Below are 18,822 nucleotides of genomic sequence, written 5' to 3'. Positions count from 1 at the left end.
GTAAATCGCCCAATACCAAGATCAAGAAAGGAGCCTATTGCGGCTCCTTTCTCGTTTTGATGCTCTGGGCGTTAGAACTCGAATAAAAAGTAATACCCGTATCCAACAATAAACGCAGGAATGGACGAATAAATAGTCGCGACCAAAGCAGCTTTCGGTGCCATTGCAATGGCGGGGAATAGGGCGTCACCATCGTTAGAAATCGCATTGGCCAGTTGCGCAGAAAGTGGCGCTGCACCAGAAATGTATAGGCTAGTGACTAAAATTTGCGGTCCGCAACCAGGCAACATACCAATGGCTAGGCCAGCTAATGGCATCCAAATTCCCCAATGAGAAAAGGTTTCTACAAGGTCGAGTCCAGAAAAATAGGTTGTCAGCTCAAACGCCAGAAAAGCAACGATCACCCAAGCACTGACGAAATTCGTATCTTGTGCTGCTTTTTGAATCGGGTGTGAGTCCACGATTTTTTCATCTTCAGAGACCGTTGACTGATAATCGCCAAGTTCTTTGGTCATCGCCCATAATGACATTGTGATCACCGCGAAGATAGCGCCCAGCCATTCAATGGTGTTGGCTTTCAAAGATAGCAACTGATTAATATCTATTTGGAAAGACATTAACACAGCAACGACACTAGCAGGCACAATAAGCCATTTCCAAAATGCGCCTTGTAGATTGATTGCACGTTGTTCAAGAGGCGTGTGTCGGTCTGTCTGGTGTTGGCAACAAGCATGTGTCTGAGGTGCTTCTTTTGGTTCTGGTCGCAGAAAGTTATCAGCATGAAAAGCATTAACGACTAACCCTGAAAGAGTACCCACGATAATGCCTAATCCAACCACGCCTAATCCAACACTTGGTTTGGCGGCCAGAAGTAAAAAGGCAGCGTCACCCATTGTTGAAGTAAGTACCGCGACAATCGCACCAAATCCCACTCGGCCACTAATAAATTGCGTTGTCACAACAATAGCGCCACCACAGCCAGGCAAAGCACCCAATAAAGAAGCAAAGAAAACCTGATGATTACGCGAGCGATGGTAGAGCTCGGTAATTCGATTGGTTTTCGACATAAAGTTTGAAAGATAATGATAAATAGCCAATGTGGCAGCAACATAGCATGACACTGCCCAGAATGAGTCGGATAGCGTCTGTACGGCTACGTCACGTGTATTTTCATTGCCTAGCAAAATGAGCATGACGATAGGGATCAGCAATCGCTTATAAGCTAAACGAAACTGAGTAGGCTGAAACAACTGTTGTGCAGAGTGTAATAATTGGGTCGCGTTCATCGTTTACTCAAATGCAAATAGGAATAATTATCATTATATGTAAATGAGATTTATTCGCAATAGCATTGTGAACTTTTCTTCGTGTCAAACTCTCTGAAATCAGGTAAAGTATCGGCCTTTGTGAGCAAACACGCCCTAATTAACTGTATTAGGCGGCGTATAAAATTGACTTGAATAGGAAGAAACATGATTCTAGTTGTAGGTCATAAGAACCCAGACAGTGACAGTATTTGTAGTGCACTCGTTGCAACTGAACTTCTAAAAGCGCGTGGCGTTGAAGCTATGCCAATTCGCCAAGGCGAAATCAACCGTGAAACTCAGCACATCCTAGAAGTTGCTGGCGCTGAAGTTCCTGAGCTTCGCACATCAGTTGCGGGTGAGACCGTTTGGCTAGTAGATTACTCAGATCTAGCACAAGCACCAGACGATATCGCAGAAGCTGAAATTGCGGGTATTGTTGACCACCACCGTCTAGGTGACGTGATGACAGTAAACCCAATGGAAGCATGGATCTGGCCTGTTGGTTGTACCAACACTGTTCTATTCAACATGTTCAAGATTGAAGGTCACGCGATTACTCCACAAATTGCTAAGCTAATGATGTCAGCAATTCTATCTGACACAGTAGGTTTTGCTTCTCCAACTTGTACACAAAAAGACAAAGATGCCGTTGCTGAACTAGCGGCAATCGCAGACGTACAAGATGTTGACGCGTTCACTAAAGATCTTCTAATTGCTAAAACAAACATCGAAGGTCTATCAGCGGCTGAGCTTGTTGAGAAAGACCTTAAAGGTTACCCATTCAACGGTCGTGACGTAGTGGTTGGGCAAGTTGAACTTGCAACTCTTGAGCAAGTTGACGGTATGATCGAAGCACTAGAAGCAGACCTAGAATCTCGTTGTGAGAAAGATAACCTAGCGTTCGCTGCTGTAATGCTAACAGACATCACGACTGCTCAAACTCGTCTTCTATACAAAGGTGAGTGGGCTGAGAAGCTTGTTAAGCACGAAAAAGACGGCATGCTAATGATGGAAAACACGCTAAGTCGTAAGAAGCAAGGTTGGCCTTGGCTTCAAACTGAGCTAGCTTAATTTTCTAGCATATACTTTAAATGCCCGCCTAGCTGCGGGCATTTTTCTATGGGAAATAGGAGACGAATATGTCTGAGCAACTGACCCAAGAGCAGATGGATACCATTAATCGCTACAACGAAGAGCAACGTTTAAAGTACTGCGTAAAAGAGATTGTGGCGAATCGTAAGGTTTGGATTCTGAAAGACGAACATGGCTGTGTCATGTTAAATACAGAAGATGATGATTGTGTACCAGTATGGCCAAACGAAGAGTTCGCTTTGCAATGGGCGAATGGTGATTGGGAAGATTGCGAGCCAGAAGCGATCTCTCTAAACAAGTGGCACAGCCGTTGGACCTCTGGTCTAGAGGATGACGAGCTATCGATTGTTGTATTCCCAAATCAAAATGAAGAAGGGGTCGTATTGTTTCCTGACGAGTTTGATTTTGAACTGCGCAAACAAGCGAGCCGCCGTTAGTTTTTTGATTAGTACCCATGCAATAAAGAAGCCTGCGTTAAAGCAGGCTTCTTTACATTTGCACGATTACATCTTTGATAAGCTATTTTGTTTGATGGCTTGGCGCTTTGTAAAAGTGGCTTTCGACTAATCGTTGAGTAATAGGATGCTCGGGATGAGTCAGTACTTGGTTGGTCTCGCCAAACTCGACCACTTCACCTTCATGCATCACCATCACTTTATCAGTAATATGCTTAACAATGCCAATGTGCTGAGACACGTACACAAATGACAATCCCATCTCTTCTTGCAACTCGAGGAATAAGTTAATGATCTGCGAGCGCATTGCCATATCCAAACCGTTTAACGCCTCATCAGCGACAATGATGGAAGGTTGAAGAATAAGTGCACGAGCCAAACATACGCGCTGTTTTTGACCGGCAGCTAGCATTTGTGGATAAAAATAGGCGTGCTCAGGCAGCAATCCTACGCGGAGCAAGGTGTTCTTTACACGCTGCATGCGCGCATCTGGCGGCATGTTGGTATTTCGCTTTAGCGGACCTTCTAAAATACGACCAATCTGGATACGTGGGTTTAACGATGTGTTTGGATCTTGGAAAATCATGCGGATGAGCTTGCAGCGTGTCGCGTAATCTTTGTGCTCCAATCGTTCGCCATTCACACGGATCTCTCCGGAGCTTGGTTCAACAACGCCAGCAAGCATACGAGCTAGTGTGGATTTTCCTGACCCGTTTTGACCAATAAAACCAATAGTTTGTCCTGGCTCTAAAGTAAAGCTTACCGGTTTAACTGCCTCATTAACCTGACGTTTGAACAGACGGGAGCGCGTAACAAATTGCTTCGATAAATTATCGACTTCAAGTAACGCACTCATGACTTTTTCTCCGTGTTCAATGGAAAGTGGCAGTTAAATTTATGATTCTTAATTCGTCTGGTGTGTGGAATTTCTACACATTGTTTCTGCGCATATGGGCAACGTGGTCCGAGGCGACAACCGATAGGCAGATGCTGCAATGGCGGAATCGAGCCCGGTAGGGATTGGAGTTTTTGCTTGTGTGGTACCCAATCATTAAAGTCAGGCATCGCTTTAAGCAAGGCATCGGTGTACGGGTGCTTGGGTGCCGCAATGATTTTACTGGTATCGGCAGACTCCACCGACTGACCACAATACATTACCGTAATACGTCCTGCCCACTGTGTTATGGTCGCTAAGTCGTGGCCGATAAGCAAAATGGTTGTGTTATTAAGTTGGTTCATGCGGCTCAACAGACGCAAAATTTGCGATTGAGTAATCGGGTCTAAGTCGTTGGTTGGCTCATCTGCGATCAGCAACTTTGGTTTGGTCGCTATCGCCATGGCAATCATGACTTTTTGACACTCACCATCAGTCAGTTCATAAGGGTAGCTACCCATTAAACGCTTGTGATCTTTAATACCCACTTTATGCAAAAGCGCGATGGCCTGTTTTTTACGCCATTTAAATCGCTCCCACCATTTCCCTTCAAATGCGCGAGATGGAATGGATTCAATCAATTGACGCCCGACTTCCTCTGAAGGGTCAAGACAAGTTGAAGGCTCTTGGAAAATCATCGCAATATCACGAGCAATGACGCGCCGACGCTCTTTTGGTGTAAGCTGAAGCAAGTCAATATTGCCAAGGCGCATACGGTCTGCGGTGATGCGCCAGTTATCTTTACTTACCCCGACAATCGCTTTTGCAACTAAGCTTTTCCCTGAACCAGACTCACCTACAAGACCACGAATTTCGCCTTCGTTCAAAGTTAGGCTCATTCGGTCAACGGCTTTGACCAACCCTTGAGGTGTTTCGATCTCAATGGTCAAATGTCGAATATCTAACAACGGCATTATTCGATCCCCGCATTAAGCGCTTGACGTACACCTTCACCTACTAAGTTTAGGGTAATAACAGTAAACATGATGGTCAGGCCGGGTAGGGTCACTGTCCAAGGTGCAATATAAATAAGCTCGACAGAGTCACCTAATATTGCTCCCCACTCGGTGCTTGGTGCCTGTGCGCCTAGGCCAAGAAAACCCAGTGCCGTAATATCTAAAATCGCAGCAGAGAGCGCGAGTGTGATTTCAGCGGCAATGACCGTCAGAATGTTAGGAAGAATTGAACTCCACAGTAAGTAGAAATCATTAGCGCCATCAAGGCGTGCTGCCATTATGTAGTCTTTTTCAACTTCGGTGTGGACTGCTATATAAACGGAGCGAATAAAACGCGGAATCAAAGCCAAGCAGATTGCGAGTAAAATATTGAACCCACCAAAGCCTAGAAATGCCACAAAAATGATTGCTAATAAGAGCGACGGGATCGACATGACGGTATCGAGCAAGTGGTTGAGAGTACTCGACAGTAAGCCTTTCGTCATACCTGCCAATACGCCAATTAAACAGCCTACAACGGCAGCAATTGCGGTGATGGCGACAGCAGCGCCAAATGTCAGCTGAGAGCCCATAATCAGGCGCGAAAGAATATCTCTACCTAAGTCATCGGTCCCCAAAAAGTAATCAACCGTTCCTGCTGGGGCCCATGATGGCGGCACAAGCAACTCACCTGACTGTGCTTGGGCGTCAAATGGTGCAAGTAGGGGGGCAAAAATGGTAATAAGGACGATAAACACCAAGCACCACAAGCCAAACATGGCTAGTCCGTTGGCGCGGTAGCTTCGCCAAAAACGCTCAAACTGTGTTGGAATACGCTCTTCCTGATAAACGTTATTTGTTAGCATACCATTCCTTTCGAACTAAAGGGTTAATCATCGCGCCAATCAAATCCGAGAGTATGTTAGCGGTAAGAACCAAAGTCGCAAGTACCATCACGCCAGCTTGGATAGATGCATAGTCTTGGCTTGCTAGCGCATCTAAAAGCCAACGACCAATACCTGGCCAGTTAAAAATAGACTCCGTGATGATAGCTAAGGTAATCATACTCGAAAGTTGAACACCAACTTTGGGAATGATAGGCGGTATCGCATTCCGCAATACATGTTGAGTTACGATTTCGCGGTTAGAAAGACCTTTGATTCTCGCTGCACGGATGTAGTTTTGGCTCATCACTTCCGCTACCGAGGAACGCATTAGTCCGACAACCTGGGTGGTTGGAGCCAAAGCGAGCACCAAACATGGCAGCACCATATGCTCAATAACGCTTTGCAGTGCATGAGCGCGGTATTCGCCTTTCGCCATGAATGCGTCGATAATGGCAAACCCGGTTACATGATCAATTTCGTAAAGTAAATCATACCGTCCCGCAACGGGAAAGAGTTGGTATTCCAATGAAAAGACCATGATAAGTAACAGAGCAACCCAAAAGATTGGGGCGGAATAACCAGACATTGACATGAATGAAATGCTGGTATCGAGCCATTTACCTTGCTTCATCCCAGCCACGGTTCCAAGTGGAATGCCGATCAAAAGGGACACCAAAAAGGCAAAGAAACACAATTCCAAAGTGGCTGGGAATACAACGGCGAGCTCGTCGTAAATCGCATTGCCGTTTTTACTTATGCCAAAATCGAGTTGAGAAAGGTTGATCAAGTAAGTTTGCCAGCCAGACCAAAAATCAACGTTTGCCCAGTGCGAGAGAGGGTCAAGGCGCAGCAGAGAAAAACCCACTAATGTAAGGATCATCAAAGTGATGATAAATAGGTTAAAGCGTCGAACGGTATACCAAAACATCAGTGAATTCTCTCAACTCTATCAAACGGTTGGGCATTGAAAGGGCTTGATTTGAAGCCTGTCAGCGATTTGTCGTGCACACGGAACTGCACGCCATGCGCCAGAGGAATAACCGGGAACTCTTGATTCAAAATGTTCTGTGCTTGGCGATATAGGTTCAAACGGTAACGCGGTTCTTGAGTTTCTAAAGCCAAATCGAGCAAGAAATCGAAGTCATCGTTACACCACATGGACACGTTAAGGCCAACGCGGTCAGACTCGCAAGATAATAAAGGGCGGAAAAAGTTGTCAGGATCCCCGGTATCACCAATCCAACCAGTTAAAAGTAAATCGATATCGTTGATGTTCTCCAAATCCACACGTTCAAACCTATCATCGGTAAGTAGCGTTAATTTAACCCCAATATCGGCAAAATTCGCTTGGATTAGCTCTGCGGTCTTGCGAGGGCTTGGGTTAAAAGCACGTGGTTCAAGTGGTACCCACATGGTCAATTCTAGGCCGTCTTCGTAGCCTGCATCTCGAAGTAGTGCCAATGCATAATTCCGGTCATAACGAATTTTTACGCTGTCTTTTTGATAAGCCCATGAATTAGGTGGTAGCAAGGTATAAGCTTGGGAGCCAGTTCCGTAGTAAACCGAATCTAAAATATTTTGACGGTTGATCGCTAAGTTAAGAGCTTGGCGAACTCGAGCATCACTCAGCGCGGTGGTTTCTGTGTTTATCGCAATAAAGGAAACGTTGTTAGCTGGTGTAGCCGTCAGCTCAAGGTTGTCATTTTCTTGAATGACAGGTATTTGGCTCGAAATAGGTGAAGAGAGTACGTCACACTCGTTTCTTAAAAGTTTAGCTAATGTACCCGTCCCTCTGTGAGAGATATCGAACACCACTTGTTCCATTTTTGCTGGTGACTTCCAGTAATTTGAATGACGCTCTAATCGAATCAAGTCGTTCACTTGGTACTCTTTTAATTGATAAGGGCCGGTACCGATAGGAAGTTGGTCGATTTCTTCTTTATGATCTTTTGCTGCCAATTGCTGTCCATACTCCGCAGACAAGATAACCGCATGGCTGGTGGCAATATTGGCCAAGAAAGAAAAGTTTGGCTGAGATAACGTAAACCTTACCGTATACTCATCTATTGCAACCACGTCTTGGAGTAGGTTTTGAAAATCTAACCCTGCAAACCATGGATAAAAACCACCACCTACTTGGTGAAAAGGATGGTCTACATCGATGATTCGCTTGAAGCTAAATACCACATCTTTTGCATTCAATGGGCGAGTGGGTGTGAACCAAGGTGTGGTTTGGAATTTAACACCACGTTTAAGCTTAAACGTGTATTCCGTCCCTGATTCATTTACTGACCAACTCTCGGCGATGCTTGCCACGGGCTGATGTGATTTAGGATCGAGCGTGAGCAGCGTATCGTACAGCTGCGGGCTCAGAGCCTCTGCGGTAATACCGCTATCAATAAGCTGAGGGTTAAACGTGGTCGGCTTACCTTGTCCGCAAAACACAAAGCCAGCTTTGCGAATATCATTGTGGTCAATTTCATCGCCACAAGCGGTCAGTAGGCTAATCCCAATAAGGCTCAGCGATAATCTTATAAAAGCATTCATAATATGAAATGTTCATTGGATCTTGCTCGTTTCGTTTGATCTTACTCTTTCAAAGCTAACAAGCGAAAATGATCTCGCTAATTTATCACCTTTGTGAACTCGCTCCAAACATAAAATCCATACACTGTAAGGTGTTATGCCATAAATGCATGCGAATTAGAGCGCAGTCACGAGCTCGTGTATTGATTGAGTACTCTCGGTCAAGTTAGCTTTGTCCGACCAAACCATATTTTCTAACCATCCCTCGTAATTGGTGATAGCTCAAGCCAAGTAGCTCGGCTGCTTGTCGTTGATTAAACTTGGCTTCTTCCAATGCACGATTGAGTAAATGGATATCTTGTTCCTCTTGCCATTGTTTATAGTCTAGAGGGAATTGGATGGTGTTGCTTGATGCTTCCTCTTCTTGTTGTTCTGCTTGTTTTGCACTATGGCCAAGCGCGCTGTGCCAAACCGTTTCAAAAGGATTGAAAACCAGTTCATCAATTGGGTGAGCATTCAGACCATGTTGGTAAATCGCACGTTCAATCACGTTTTTTAGTTCGCGGACGTTACCGGGCCATTCATATTCAATAAGCGACTGCTGCGCTTTTGGGGTAAAACCGACAAAGTATTCCAGTTGCAGTTCACGACACATTTTCATCGCGTAGTGCTCTGCTAAAGAGAGAATGTCTTCTTTGCGCTCGCGAAGAGGCGGTAACATAATGACATCGAAGGCTAGCCTGTCGAGCAGATCTGCACGAAAATCACCTTGCTCTGCCAATTTTGGTAGGTCGGCATTGGTTGCACAAACAAGTCGAACATCCGCATTGAGAGCGGTATGACCGCCAACTCGCTCATATTCACCATATTCGATGACGCGTAATAGCTTTTCTTGAACTAAAAGTGGTGCGGTCGCCAGCTCGTCAAGAAACAAAGTACCGCCCTCGGCACGCTCGAAACGCCCTTTATGCTTACCTTTAGAGCCTGTGAAGGAGCCGGATTCATGTCCAAACAATTCGGAATCTATTAGCCCTTCGCTTAATGTCGCACAGTTGAGTGATAGTAGTGGTTTATCCCAACGTCTTGATAAATAATGCAAACGCTGAGCGATGAGTTCTTTACCCGTACCTCGTTCACCAATGATGAGGACAGGGCGCTCAATGGGTGCAAGTTGTGATACTTTATCTAGTACAGCGAGAAAAGCAGGTGATTCACCAATCAGGTTTTGCTTCATAAAGTCCTTCTTATTTAACAGCCGAGCCATGATTTAGAGATAGAGTTGGTAAATTTCACCAACAGTTGGTGAAAAACATCATAGCACAATAGTGTGTAACGACAACAAAATGAATAACACTCTGATTTAAAAGAAAATTATAAGTTGGCACGTTACTTGTTATATATTCAGGGAGACACAAGGTTAATCACCACCTTGTCGAGTTTTAATAGGAAAAAAGAGGAGTTCCGTTATGGGTATTTTTTCTCGATTTGCAGATATCGTTAACTCAAACATCAGTGCATTACTGGACAAGGCGGAAGATCCTGAAAAAATGATCCGTCTTATCATTCAAGAAATGGAAGACACACTTGTTGAAGTGCGTACTAACTCGGCTAAAGCGATTGCAGACAAGAAAGAGTTGGCTCGTAAGGTTGAAACGTTAGAAGAGCAAATTGGCGAATGGGGCCAAAAAGCGAGCTTAGCATTAGTTAAAGAGCGTGAAGATCTAGCTCGTGCAGCGTTAATTGAAAAGCAAAAGCTAGAGCAAGTGATTAAAGGCCTCCACACTGAGCAAACCTTAGTGGAAGAAACGATCGATAAGCTTACTGGCGAGATTGGTAAGTTGGAAAGCAAAATTGCTGAAACGCGCGCAAAACAGCAAGCACTAGCAATTCGTAACCAAACTGCATCTAACCGTCGTGATGTGCAAAAACACCTGCACACTAGCCGTACTAATGAAGCGATGGCGAAATTCGAGCAATACTCACGTAAAGTGGATGAAATGGAAGCGGAAGCAGACCTGTATGCTCAAACCGGTAATGCTAAATCGCTAGAACAAGAGTTTGCAGAGTTGCAGGCACAAGACGAAATTGAAAAAGAGTTGGCAAAACTGAAAGAACAGATGTCATCGAAAGATAAATAAGAAAGGAGCCATTTATGTCGGCATTTTTTATAGCAGGACCAGTGATTGTCTTTTTAATCTTTGTCGCTCCACTATGGCTCTTCTTACACTATCGCAGCAAACGCAAAACAGATAGTGCACTGTCGAGCCAGGATTTAGAGCGCCTTCAGGTACTATCTGAAAAAGCAGAAGCGATGCAGTCCCGAGTTGATACATTGGAGCGCATCTTGGATGCTGAGTCACCAACATGGAGACGCAAGTATGAATAATCGAGAACTGTATCGTGATCCAGTAAATGGCAAAATCTCCGGTGTTTGCGCCGGTATTGCCAACTACTTTGGTGCAGAAGTTTGGTTGATTCGTATTGTAGTGATTTCTGCAGCGCTGTTAGGTGGTACGTTTTTGGTATTGTTAGCGTACGTCGCGATGGCGTTTATGTTAGAAAAGCAACCAGTAACGTATTCTGAAAATATCAGAGCGCAGCAAGAGCATACGCTCAAAAGTAAGCCTTGGCAGAAAGGGCAAAGCCCTGATCAACTGCTCAGTGTGTTGGAAAGGGATTTTGACCGTCTTGATGGCAAAATTCGTAACATGGAAGCTTATGTTACGTCTGATACATATAGGGTGAACAGAGAATTCAGTAAGCTTTAGGCATTTTGTATCCAAAGAAGATTTAACTGAAGCAGGCATAAAGCCTGCTTTTTTATCACAAATTACTAATTTTAAAGCACTATTAATCTTTTCTGCTCTGGAAGTTCGTTCAAAATTCATCTACTTTAAAAATAATCCCCCAATTTTTATGGATGAATGTAATGAGAAAATTGCTCATTCCTATTGCCATCTCGGCTGTCTTGTCGGGGTGCGGTAAAGAACTTCCTCCTGTTCCTGAACCTGAATCGCGCCCTGCGAAGCTATTTACAGTATCTGTTGGCAATGCCCAGTTTGAGCGACATTTTCCTGCCACGACGGAAGCTGGCGATAGAGCAGTACTGACATTTCGAGTTCCTGGGCTTCTTCAAACGATAGAAGTGAATGAAGGTCAAGTCGTCAGTAAAGGTGATGTTTTGGCGTCATTAAACCCAGATGAATATTCTCTGCTCGAACAGCAAGCTCGGGCAAATTTTTTGCTCGCAGATGTGCAATACAAGCGATACCAAAAGCTACGTAAAGACCAAGTAGTATCTGAGCAAGATTTTGATGAGGCAAAAGCGAACCACAACTCGGCAAAAGCTCAATGGAATCAAGCAAAGGCAAACTTAAGGTATACCAAACTTGTCGCGCCATATGATGGAACTATTTCGTACATTCCAGCAGAAAACCATGAATATGTTGCCGCGAAAGAAGGGGTGATGAATATTCAGTCCAACCAACTCCTCAAAGTGATATTCCAAATCCCAGACTATCTTCTAAATCGTTACACGCAGGGGAGCGATGTCTCTGCCAGAATGATATTTGATGCGTTCCCCGAGCGAGCCTTTGACTTAACCTTTCAGGAAATCGATACAGAAGCCGACCCTAAAACGGGCAGTTACAAAGTCACGATGGTCATGGAGCGGCCAGCAGAAATTGGCCTTTTGCCGGGAATGTCTGGCAATGCTTACCTCCTGTCCAAAAGTGCAGGAGCGACAAAGATTCCTAACTCCGCGTTGCTAGAAGAAAACGGCAAAACATACGTTTGGCGTGTCGATGAGCAAGGCATTGTATCCAAAGCCGCAATTGAGATGAATGACAAAAATCAAGTGTTAGCCGGGCTTAACGATGGCGACCAAATCATTATCTCGGGTGTCAGTGTAATTGAACCCGGAATTAAGGTAAGAGCGTGGATTAAGGAAAGAGGGTTGTAATATGAAAGGAATCATCTCTCTAGCGACTTTACTTTCAACGCTTTTTCTCGTTGGCTGTGGGGATAAGGCGCCAGAAAAAGAGCTCGAAACGCCACGAGTTAGAGTTACGTCATTAGCGGGAAACAAGGTGGATGACAACTTGTACTTCCCTGCGGTTGCGAATGCAGCGGATCGCTCTCATTTGAGCTTCAGAGTGGCAGGAGAAGTCAGCCGCATCATGGTAAAAGAGGGCGACAAAGTCACGAAGGGTGATGTTATTGCAACGCTAGATCCCACTGACTATGAGTTGGATGTAGATAATGCGAGTGCGCGTTTTTCTGTTGTCGACAGTCAGTATCGCCGCTCACGCCCTTTGGTTGATAAAGGCCTATTAGCTAAGTCTCAGTTTGATGAAATTGCAGCACAACGACAAATCGCCTTAGCTGAGCTTCAGTTAGCCAAACTTCGTCTATCATTTACTGCCTTAAAAGCGCCCGTGGATGGGATTATTTCGCGAGTTAATATCGACCAATTCGAAAATGTTCAAGTCGGACAGCATATCGTTAATATTCACAGCTTGGAGCGAGTCGAAGTGTTGATTCAGCTTCCTGACCGCCTCTATGTGAACCAACCGCCAACGGAAGAAAGGCTTACCGCGATCAAAGCATTAGTGCGCGTGCCCAGTGGTAACGAATATAACGCGACGGTAAAAGAATTTACAACCGAACCCGACCCAACAACAGGTACGTTTACTGTCACACTGTCGCTTCCTATGCCGGAAGAAGAGTACATCCTAGATGGTATGGCTGTTGAGGTAACTTCTAAAGACGAGAATGTTGGGCTTGATCTCAACCTAGGAATTAATGTTCCTATCGAAGCCATTTTTAATGCGGATGGTGACGAGCTGGGGCGCGAAAACAAATTTGTTTGGGTACTGAATGACGACAATACGGTATCGCGCAAACAGGTGCGAGCAGGTAAGGCATCTAAAACGTCCATTCAAATCCTTGATGGTCTCATGCTCAAAGACAAAGTCGTGATTGCCGGTGTTTCTCGATTAAGGGATGGCATGAAAGTGGAAGTGATACAGGAAATGGCTACGCAGGAGGCCGGTCTATGAGCGATCTTAATAAATCAGTGCCTCAAAGTGATGATGATGTGACCGGTATTGCTGCGTACTTCATCCGAAATCGCGTCATCAGTTGGATGGTCGCACTGATATTTTTGATTGGTGGTATCGCCGCATTCTTTGGTTTAGGGCGTCTTGAGGACCCTGCTTTTACTATTAAAGATGCGATGGTAGTGACCTCTTACCCTGGTGCGACACCGCAACAAGTCGAAGAAGAAGTGACGTACCCAATCGAAAAAGCGATTCAGCAGCTTACTTATGTTGATGAAGTAAATTCGATTTCTAGCCGGGGATTATCTCAAATCACGGTCACGATGAAGAACAATTATGGCCCTGATGATCTACCACAAATTTGGGATGAGTTGCGCCGTAAAGTGAACGACCTTAAAGGGACGTTGCCTCCAGGTGTGAATGAACCTCAAGTGATCGATGATTTTGGTGATGTTTACGGGATTTTGTTAGCGGTGACTGGCGACGGTTATAGCTATAAAGAGCTACTGGATTACGTCGATTACTTACGCCGAGAGCTCGAACTGGTTGATGGCGTGAGTAAAGTTTCGGTATCCGGGCAACAGCAAGAGCAAGTTTTCATCGAAGTATCGATGAAAAAGCTGAGCAGTATAGGTCTTGCTCCGGATACCGTGTTTAATCTTCTTTCGACGCAAAACGTGGTTTCTGACGCAGGGGCGATCAGAATTGGTGACGAGTACATCAGAATTCAGCCGACTGGCGAGTTCCAGAGTGTGGAGGAGCTGGGTGATTTGTTGATTACTGAGTCGGGCGCTCAGGGGCTCATTTTCTTGAAAGATGTGGCGGAAATAAAACGCGGGTATGTAGAAGTACCGAGTAATGTTATTAATTTTAACGGCAGCCTTGCACTGAACGTGGGTGTTTCTTTTGCTGAAGGCGTCAATGTGGTTGAAGTCGGAAAAGCGTTTGATCATCGCCTTGCCGAGCTAAAGTACCAACAACCTGTCGGTATCGAAATCTCGGAAATTTACAGTCAGCCTAAAGAGGTGGATAAATCGGTTAGCGGTTTTGTTGTCAGCTTGGCTCAAGCTGTCGGTATCGTCATTATCGTACTTCTGTTCTTTATGGGGCTACGTTCTGGGCTACTAATCGGTTTAATCTTGCTGCTGACGGTGCTGGGTACGTTCATTTTCATGAAGTATCTCGCGATAGATTTGCAGCGGATTTCATTAGGTGCCTTGGTTATCGCGTTAGGTATGCTGGTGGACAATGCAATCGTCGTGGTTGAGGGGATTTTGATTGGTACGCAAAAAGGGCGAACTCGACTCCAAGCAGCGACCGACATTGTTACCCAAACAAAGTGGCCATTACTTGGGGCAACTGTGATTGCGGTAACTGCATTTGCGCCAATTGGACTGTCTGAAGACTCGACGGGCGAATACTGTGGCACTTTATTTACGGTTCTGCTGATCTCTTTAATGTTGAGCTGGTTTACCGCTATCTCGTTGACACCATTCTTTGCTGACATCTTCTTTAAAGGCCAGAAGATTAAACAAGGTGAAGGGGAAGAAAATGATCCATATAACGGGGTTATTTTCGTTATTTATAAAAAGTTTCTTCAGTTTTGTATGCGTCGTGCTTGGTTTACCGTTGTGGTGCTGATTGCGGGATTAGCGGCAAGTGTTTACGGGTTCACCTTTGTGAAGCAAGCGTTTTTCCCATCTTCGACAACGCCGATTTTTCAGTTAGATGTATGGATGCCAGAAGGAACTGATATTCGAGCAACCAACACAACGCTTAAAGAGTTAGAAAGTTGGTTAGCTAAGCAAGAGCATGTTGACCATATCACGACGACCGCGGGTAAAGGCTTACAGCGCTTCATGTTAACGTACGCGCCAGAGAAAAGTTATGCGGCTTATGGTGAGATAACCACTCGTATGGAAAATTACGAAGCGTTGAAACCATTAATGGCGAAGTTTCGAGAGTATTTAAAAGCCAACTACCCAGAAATCAATTACAAGCTCAAACAGATTGAGTTAGGCCCTGGTGGTGGTGCAAAAATTGAAGCTCGCATTATTGGCTCAGATCCAACCGTCCTTCGTACGATAGCCGCTCAGGTCAAGGACATCATGTACGCCGACCCTCAGGCAACAAATATCAGGCATGATTGGCGTGAACGAACCCAAGTTCTTGAACCTCAGTTTAACGAGAGTCAGGCACGTCGCTATGGCATTACCAAATCAGATGTCGATGACTTCTTGTCCATGTCATTCTCTGGAATGACGATAGGCCTTTACCGAGACGGCACGACGCTCATGCCTATCGTGGCTCGTTTACCTGAAGATGAACGTATTGATATTCGTAACATTGAAGGCATGAAAATATGGAGTCCAGCACAGAGTGAGTTTATCCCACTTCAACAAGTCACAATGGGTTACGACATGCGTTGGGAGGATCCTATCATCGTACGTAAGAACCGTAAGCGTATGCTCACTGTGATGGCAGACCCTGATATTCTAGGTGAAGAAACCGCATCGACATTGCAAAAACGCTTACAGCCCCAAATCGAAGCGATTCAATTACCACCAGGTTATTCCTTAGAGTGGGGTGGTGAATACGAATCTTCAGGTGATGCTCAAGAGTCACTGTTTACTACTATGCCAATGGGGTACTTGTTCATGTTCTTGATCACTGTATTCCTATTTAACTCTATCAAAGAGCCACTCATTGTTTGGCTTACCGTACCGCTGGCGTTAATTGGCGTCACCACTGGTTTGTTGGCACTCAACACGCCGTTTGGTTTTATGGCATTGCTCGGCTTCTTAAGCTTATCGGGAATGGTGCTCAAAAATGGCATCGTATTACTGGACCAAATTGAAATTGAAATGAAGTCCGGTAAAGAGGCTTATGACGCGGTCGTTGATGCTGCGGTAAGTCGCGTCCGTCCCGTTTGTATGGCTGCTATCACGACGATCCTTGGTATGATCCCACTGTTGCCAGATATTTTCTTCAAACCAATGGCGGTTACGATTATGTTTGGTTTGGGTTTTGCGACAGTCCTGACACTGATTGTCGTGCCAGTGTTGTATCGTTTGTTCCATAAAGTGGCAGTACCGAAACAGGCTTAGTGCTACTGATATAACGATGAAAAATATCGCGCCTCTAGCTCATCAGTTAGAGGCGCTTTTTAAGGAAGAATAATGACAGAACAAAAAACGTGTGCGTGGGCGATGAATCACCCATTAGAGCGCGAATATCATGATTCCGAATGGGGCGTGCCAGTATATGACGACCAAGTCCTGTTTGAATTTATTACTTTGGAAGGTGCGCAAGCTGGTCTTAGTTGGATCACCATCCTTAAAAAGCGCGAAGGTTACAGAGAAGCGTTCGAGAATTACGATCTAGATGCGTTGGAACAAAGAAATGAAGAACGCGCTGAATACATCGTGGAAAACTTCGATGTTGTAAGGCATCGCGGAAAGATTAACTCGGTTTTCAGTAATGCCAAAGCGGCCAAAGCGTTAATTGCTGAATACGGAAGTTTATCAGACGCGTTGTGGCAGTTCGTGGACGGCGAACCAATCATTAATCAATGGCAACATATGAGTGACGTGCCAGTTTCGACAGAGCAATCCAAAGCCATGAGTAAATTCCTAAAAAAGAAAGGCTTCAAGTTTGTCGGTGAAACCATCTGTTATGCTTTCATGCAAGCCGTCGGCATGGTGGATGACCATATCGTTGGATGTCCTAAAAAGCAGAATAAGTAACGTTTGGCTATTAAGCTAATGTTGTTAGTTCTGGCTATCATGAATACGTTCCAAAGCTTCGATTCGACGCCATTGAGTGGCATCGAAGCTTTGTTTTCTTAAAGCAATGATTTCTGCCTGTTTTTCGTCTTGCCCTAGAAAATCTCTATTCAGAATATTTTGACGCTGCTTTAAGTAAGTGGCGAGTTGAGTCTCAAATGATTCTCTTTGCTCATCAAGTTTTTGCAGCCTCTGCGCTCCGGCATCTCCTACCAGAGCAACACGGGCGATGTACTTGTCTTGTGAATCAAGCTGAGAAGCTTGCTCGAGCTGCTTTGCTAATGCGTTATTGCGTTCACTTTCTCGTATGTAATCCGGTTGTTCTGATAACGCTTGATTGAGAAGGTGTTCTTGACTCTCGATATCCGATGCCTGTGTTTTAATCGTCAGCTTTTCTAAAGCAAGTTGGCGAAGTCGGTTTTCTTCGTCAAACAATTGGGTTATCTGCGCCTCGCTAAAGTATTGAAGCTGTAAGTTCAGTATTGCTTCATTCAGCATGGTTAACTGTTCAAGCGTTAGGTGATTGTGCTCAAAAGGCTCTAATGCAGAGAGTGCTTGCTTGTAGGAAAGGTAGGTTTGAAAAAGTTTGGCATCAATATTCAGAGTTTGCTTTGCTAAAGTGTCATCATTGACTTCCGCTTTGATCGTATCGAGATCTTCTTCGCCCAGCCGGCTAAGAGAATATTCGAAGAAATCTTTTGGGGAAGAGACATCGGCGGCTATATCTTGCTGAGATGGCGAATGGTTAGAGGTTATCTCTTGTTGTTTGTCGCTTTGCAACAGAGAAAGCGCTCCCACGCCAAATATCGAGAGCAGGATAAAAGTGGTGAGAGCGACTTTCTTCATTGTGATGACCTCTTATAAACCTTGAAGTTTGAGACGATTTGCATGTTGGCGATAAAGCGTGACTGGATCGGTTTCAAAAAGATGATGAATACCGAGTAGACCGTTAATTTCATCCAAATGGTTCATTTGATAATCATCACGTATGACTTTGCCTAAATGTGTGCTGCACGCACCAACTAAGCCATCATTCGGCCCATCAAAGGCTAAGCCAAGTACCATCATGGCAGCGTCAGTCGGATCGAAAACGTTTGTAAAAGTGGATGATCCGGTCCATGAGTAGTAATAAACGCCATTTGAAGCTAGCAAGTCGCCATTACCACATTCACTGGTAGGGACTCCCTCTGGGTAGTGCTGGTTAAACGCCAATGATCCTTCCGTGGTCAAGGCTGCTAATGAGGCTAAAGGGTCTTGGTCGAGATCAGAACCACCTGATAGAAGATTAATAAGAGTGGTTAAACCTTGCGCCAGTTTTACCGCGAGCTGCTCACTCCCCGAACCCTCAGATACGGTGCCACGAACTAAATCGGCTACTTTAGACCCTTTATTAACGCCTCCTATACTCGTAACTGATGCGACTAGGTCAGGACGGACAGAGGCAACATAGCGCGTTGTTGGACCACCATGACTGTGACCAATGAGATTGACTTTCTCTGCGCCTGTAGCTGCAAGTAAGGTTTCTACTTGAGCAAGCAGTTGCTCCCCTCGAACTTCGCTGCTATTGGTCGCGGATACCTGTGCAACATAAACTTTAGCACCATCTTTTGTTAAGGAATGTGGTATTCCGAAAAAGTAATCAACGCCTGCCAGGGTATCAAAACCAAACAAACCGTGAACCAAGACAATCGGATACTTGGTTTGGGTATAACCTGTCGCAGCGTATACGGAGGTTATTGGGACGGTAACTAAGGTAAAAAGCATTAGCGCTATAAATTTGAGTTTCAAAACTATCTCCTTGTGGTATGACCTCTTATGAATGATAAAAAGTAGGAGAGAAA

18 protein-coding genes are annotated in these 18,822 nt (G+C 44.9%); 9 read left to right on the top strand and 9 right to left on the bottom strand.

Features of this window, described 5'->3' with window-relative positions; translation table 11 throughout:
• Positions 1 to 71: 71 nt before the first annotated feature.
• Positions 72 to 1,286, bottom strand: a complete 1,215-nt coding sequence (locus tag R7093_RS12990; protein WP_005378133.1) for a putative manganese transporter — start codon at positions 1,284 to 1,286, stop codon at positions 72 to 74.
• 186 nt (positions 1,287 to 1,472) lie between these two features.
• Here R7093_RS12990 and R7093_RS12985 point away from each other — a divergent pair, with 186 nt between their 5' ends.
• Both R7093_RS12985 and R7093_RS12980 read left to right on the top strand, forming a co-directional pair.
• Positions 1,473 to 2,378 carry a manganese-dependent inorganic pyrophosphatase gene (locus R7093_RS12985; RefSeq protein WP_017634678.1) on the top strand — a complete coding sequence of 302 codons (906 nt, stop codon included), beginning with the start codon at positions 1,473 to 1,475 and terminating at the stop codon, positions 2,376 to 2,378.
• Between the two features lie 68 nt (positions 2,379 to 2,446).
• Positions 2,447 to 2,836, top strand: coding sequence for a DUF2750 domain-containing protein (locus R7093_RS12980; protein ID WP_005378129.1), 390 nt, complete (start codon positions 2,447 to 2,449; stop codon positions 2,834 to 2,836).
• An 82-nt stretch (positions 2,837 to 2,918) separates the two neighbouring features.
• Here R7093_RS12980 and R7093_RS12975 read toward each other — a convergent pair whose 3' ends face one another.
• The 6 genes from R7093_RS12975 to pspF form a co-directional block, all read right to left on the bottom strand.
• Positions 2,919 to 3,710, bottom strand: coding sequence for an ATP-binding cassette domain-containing protein (locus R7093_RS12975; RefSeq protein ID WP_005393308.1), 792 nt, complete (start codon positions 3,708 to 3,710; stop codon positions 2,919 to 2,921).
• On the bottom strand, positions 3,707 to 4,702 hold the full coding sequence (locus tag R7093_RS12970; RefSeq protein WP_005378126.1) for an oligopeptide/dipeptide ABC transporter ATP-binding protein: 996 nt from the start codon (positions 4,700 to 4,702) through the stop codon (positions 3,707 to 3,709). Before R7093_RS12970 ends, R7093_RS12975 begins: the two co-directional genes overlap by 4 nt.
• Entirely contained in the window at positions 4,702 to 5,589 is an 888-nt protein-coding gene (locus R7093_RS12965) for an ABC transporter permease subunit (protein ID WP_005378123.1), read from the bottom strand. The genes R7093_RS12970 and R7093_RS12965 overlap by 1 nt, the downstream gene beginning before the upstream one ends.
• A complete protein-coding gene (locus R7093_RS12960; RefSeq protein WP_005378122.1) occupies positions 5,576 to 6,538 on the bottom strand; it encodes an ABC transporter permease in 963 nt (320 codons plus the stop codon). Before R7093_RS12960 ends, R7093_RS12965 begins: the two co-directional genes overlap by 14 nt.
• Positions 6,538 to 8,157, bottom strand: a complete 1,620-nt coding sequence (gene sapA, locus R7093_RS12955) for an ABC transporter substrate-binding protein SapA (RefSeq protein WP_033905101.1) — start codon at positions 8,155 to 8,157, stop codon at positions 6,538 to 6,540. Before sapA ends, R7093_RS12960 begins: the two co-directional genes overlap by 1 nt.
• Before the next feature lie 205 nt (positions 8,158 to 8,362).
• A complete protein-coding gene (gene pspF, locus R7093_RS12950) occupies positions 8,363 to 9,370 on the bottom strand; it encodes a phage shock protein operon transcriptional activator (RefSeq protein WP_017820869.1) in 1,008 nt (335 codons plus the stop codon).
• Positions 9,371 to 9,602: 232 nt separating this feature from the next.
• Here pspF and pspA point away from each other — a divergent pair, with 232 nt between their 5' ends.
• The 7 genes from pspA (at position 9,603) to R7093_RS12915 (ending at position 16,942) form a co-directional block, all read left to right on the top strand.
• On the top strand, positions 9,603 to 10,274 hold the full coding sequence (gene pspA / locus R7093_RS12945; RefSeq protein WP_005378119.1) for a phage shock protein PspA: 672 nt from the start codon (positions 9,603 to 9,605) through the stop codon (positions 10,272 to 10,274).
• Positions 10,275 to 10,288: 14 nt separating this feature from the next.
• Positions 10,289 to 10,522 (top strand): envelope stress response membrane protein PspB, encoded by a 234-nt coding sequence (gene pspB / locus R7093_RS12940; protein WP_005378117.1) that lies wholly within the window; start codon positions 10,289 to 10,291, stop codon positions 10,520 to 10,522.
• Positions 10,515 to 10,904 carry an envelope stress response membrane protein PspC gene (pspC, locus tag R7093_RS12935; protein WP_017634673.1) on the top strand — a complete coding sequence of 130 codons (390 nt, stop codon included), beginning with the start codon at positions 10,515 to 10,517 and terminating at the stop codon, positions 10,902 to 10,904. The genes pspB and pspC overlap by 8 nt, the downstream gene beginning before the upstream one ends.
• Before the next feature lie 161 nt (positions 10,905 to 11,065).
• Positions 11,066 to 12,097 (top strand): efflux RND transporter periplasmic adaptor subunit, encoded by a 1,032-nt coding sequence (locus R7093_RS12930; RefSeq protein WP_005378114.1) that lies wholly within the window; start codon positions 11,066 to 11,068, stop codon positions 12,095 to 12,097.
• A 1-nt stretch (position 12,098) separates the two neighbouring features.
• Complete coding sequence (locus tag R7093_RS12925; RefSeq protein ID WP_005378112.1) at positions 12,099 to 13,196, top strand: efflux RND transporter periplasmic adaptor subunit; 1,098 nt, start codon at positions 12,099 to 12,101, stop codon at positions 13,194 to 13,196.
• Positions 13,193 to 16,303, top strand: a complete 3,111-nt coding sequence (gene vmeI / locus R7093_RS12920) for an efflux RND transporter permease subunit VmeI (RefSeq protein ID WP_017634672.1) — start codon at positions 13,193 to 13,195, stop codon at positions 16,301 to 16,303. Before R7093_RS12925 ends, vmeI begins: the two co-directional genes overlap by 4 nt.
• Positions 16,304 to 16,375: 72 nt before the next feature.
• The gene (locus tag R7093_RS12915; protein WP_017634671.1) at positions 16,376 to 16,942 is read left to right on the top strand and encodes a DNA-3-methyladenine glycosylase I; all 567 of its coding nucleotides are present in this window, start codon (positions 16,376 to 16,378) and stop codon (positions 16,940 to 16,942) included.
• A 24-nt stretch (positions 16,943 to 16,966) separates the two neighbouring features.
• Here the strand turns inward: R7093_RS12915 and R7093_RS12910 are convergent, their stop codons facing one another.
• Together R7093_RS12910 and R7093_RS12905 are read right to left on the bottom strand one after the other, a co-directional pair.
• Positions 16,967 to 17,827, bottom strand: coding sequence for a lipase secretion chaperone (locus R7093_RS12910; protein WP_047100759.1), 861 nt, complete (start codon positions 17,825 to 17,827; stop codon positions 16,967 to 16,969).
• A 12-nt stretch (positions 17,828 to 17,839) separates the two neighbouring features.
• The gene (locus R7093_RS12905) at positions 17,840 to 18,745 is read right to left on the bottom strand and encodes an esterase/lipase family protein (RefSeq protein ID WP_005378107.1); all 906 of its coding nucleotides are present in this window, start codon (positions 18,743 to 18,745) and stop codon (positions 17,840 to 17,842) included.
• Positions 18,746 to 18,822 lie beyond the last annotated feature (77 nt).

This window comes from Vibrio sp. 1580, assembly GCF_033340055.1.
The sequence above is the reverse complement of the archived record's forward strand: the minus strand, read 5'-3'. Positions and strand labels throughout refer to the sequence as shown.

Excerpts from the sequence above, each read along its gene's own strand:
- R7093_RS12965 (WP_005378123.1), bottom strand. The coding sequence starts at position 5,589 with ATGCTAACAAATAACGTTTATCAGGAAGAGCGTATTCCAACACAGTTT.
- R7093_RS12925 (WP_005378112.1), top strand. The coding sequence starts at position 12,099 with ATGAAAGGAATCATCTCTCTAGCGACTTTACTTTCAACGCTTTTTCTC.
- R7093_RS12905 (WP_005378107.1), bottom strand. The coding sequence starts at position 18,745 with ATGCTTTTTACCTTAGTTACCGTCCCAATAACCTCCGTATACGCTGCG.
- R7093_RS12980 (WP_005378129.1), top strand. The coding sequence starts at position 2,447 with ATGTCTGAGCAACTGACCCAAGAGCAGATGGATACCATTAATCGCTAC.
- R7093_RS12985 (WP_017634678.1), top strand. The coding sequence starts at position 1,473 with ATGATTCTAGTTGTAGGTCATAAGAACCCAGACAGTGACAGTATTTGT.
- pspC (WP_017634673.1), top strand. The coding sequence starts at position 10,515 with ATGAATAATCGAGAACTGTATCGTGATCCAGTAAATGGCAAAATCTCC.
- R7093_RS12975 (WP_005393308.1), bottom strand. The coding sequence starts at position 3,710 with ATGAGTGCGTTACTTGAAGTCGATAATTTATCGAAGCAATTTGTTACG.
- R7093_RS12970 (WP_005378126.1), bottom strand. The coding sequence starts at position 4,702 with ATGCCGTTGTTAGATATTCGACATTTGACCATTGAGATCGAAACACCT.
- R7093_RS12960 (WP_005378122.1), bottom strand. The coding sequence starts at position 6,538 with ATGTTTTGGTATACCGTTCGACGCTTTAACCTATTTATCATCACTTTG.
- R7093_RS12990 (WP_005378133.1), bottom strand. The coding sequence starts at position 1,286 with ATGAACGCGACCCAATTATTACACTCTGCACAACAGTTGTTTCAGCCT.
- pspA (WP_005378119.1), top strand. The coding sequence starts at position 9,603 with ATGGGTATTTTTTCTCGATTTGCAGATATCGTTAACTCAAACATCAGT.
- R7093_RS12910 (WP_047100759.1), bottom strand. The coding sequence starts at position 17,827 with ATGAAGAAAGTCGCTCTCACCACTTTTATCCTGCTCTCGATATTTGGC.
- vmeI (WP_017634672.1), top strand. The coding sequence starts at position 13,193 with ATGAGCGATCTTAATAAATCAGTGCCTCAAAGTGATGATGATGTGACC.
- pspB (WP_005378117.1), top strand. The coding sequence starts at position 10,289 with ATGTCGGCATTTTTTATAGCAGGACCAGTGATTGTCTTTTTAATCTTT.
- R7093_RS12930 (WP_005378114.1), top strand. The coding sequence starts at position 11,066 with ATGAGAAAATTGCTCATTCCTATTGCCATCTCGGCTGTCTTGTCGGGG.
- sapA (WP_033905101.1), bottom strand. The coding sequence starts at position 8,157 with ATGAATGCTTTTATAAGATTATCGCTGAGCCTTATTGGGATTAGCCTA.
- R7093_RS12915 (WP_017634671.1), top strand. The coding sequence starts at position 16,376 with ATGACAGAACAAAAAACGTGTGCGTGGGCGATGAATCACCCATTAGAG.
- pspF (WP_017820869.1), bottom strand. The coding sequence starts at position 9,370 with ATGAAGCAAAACCTGATTGGTGAATCACCTGCTTTTCTCGCTGTACTA.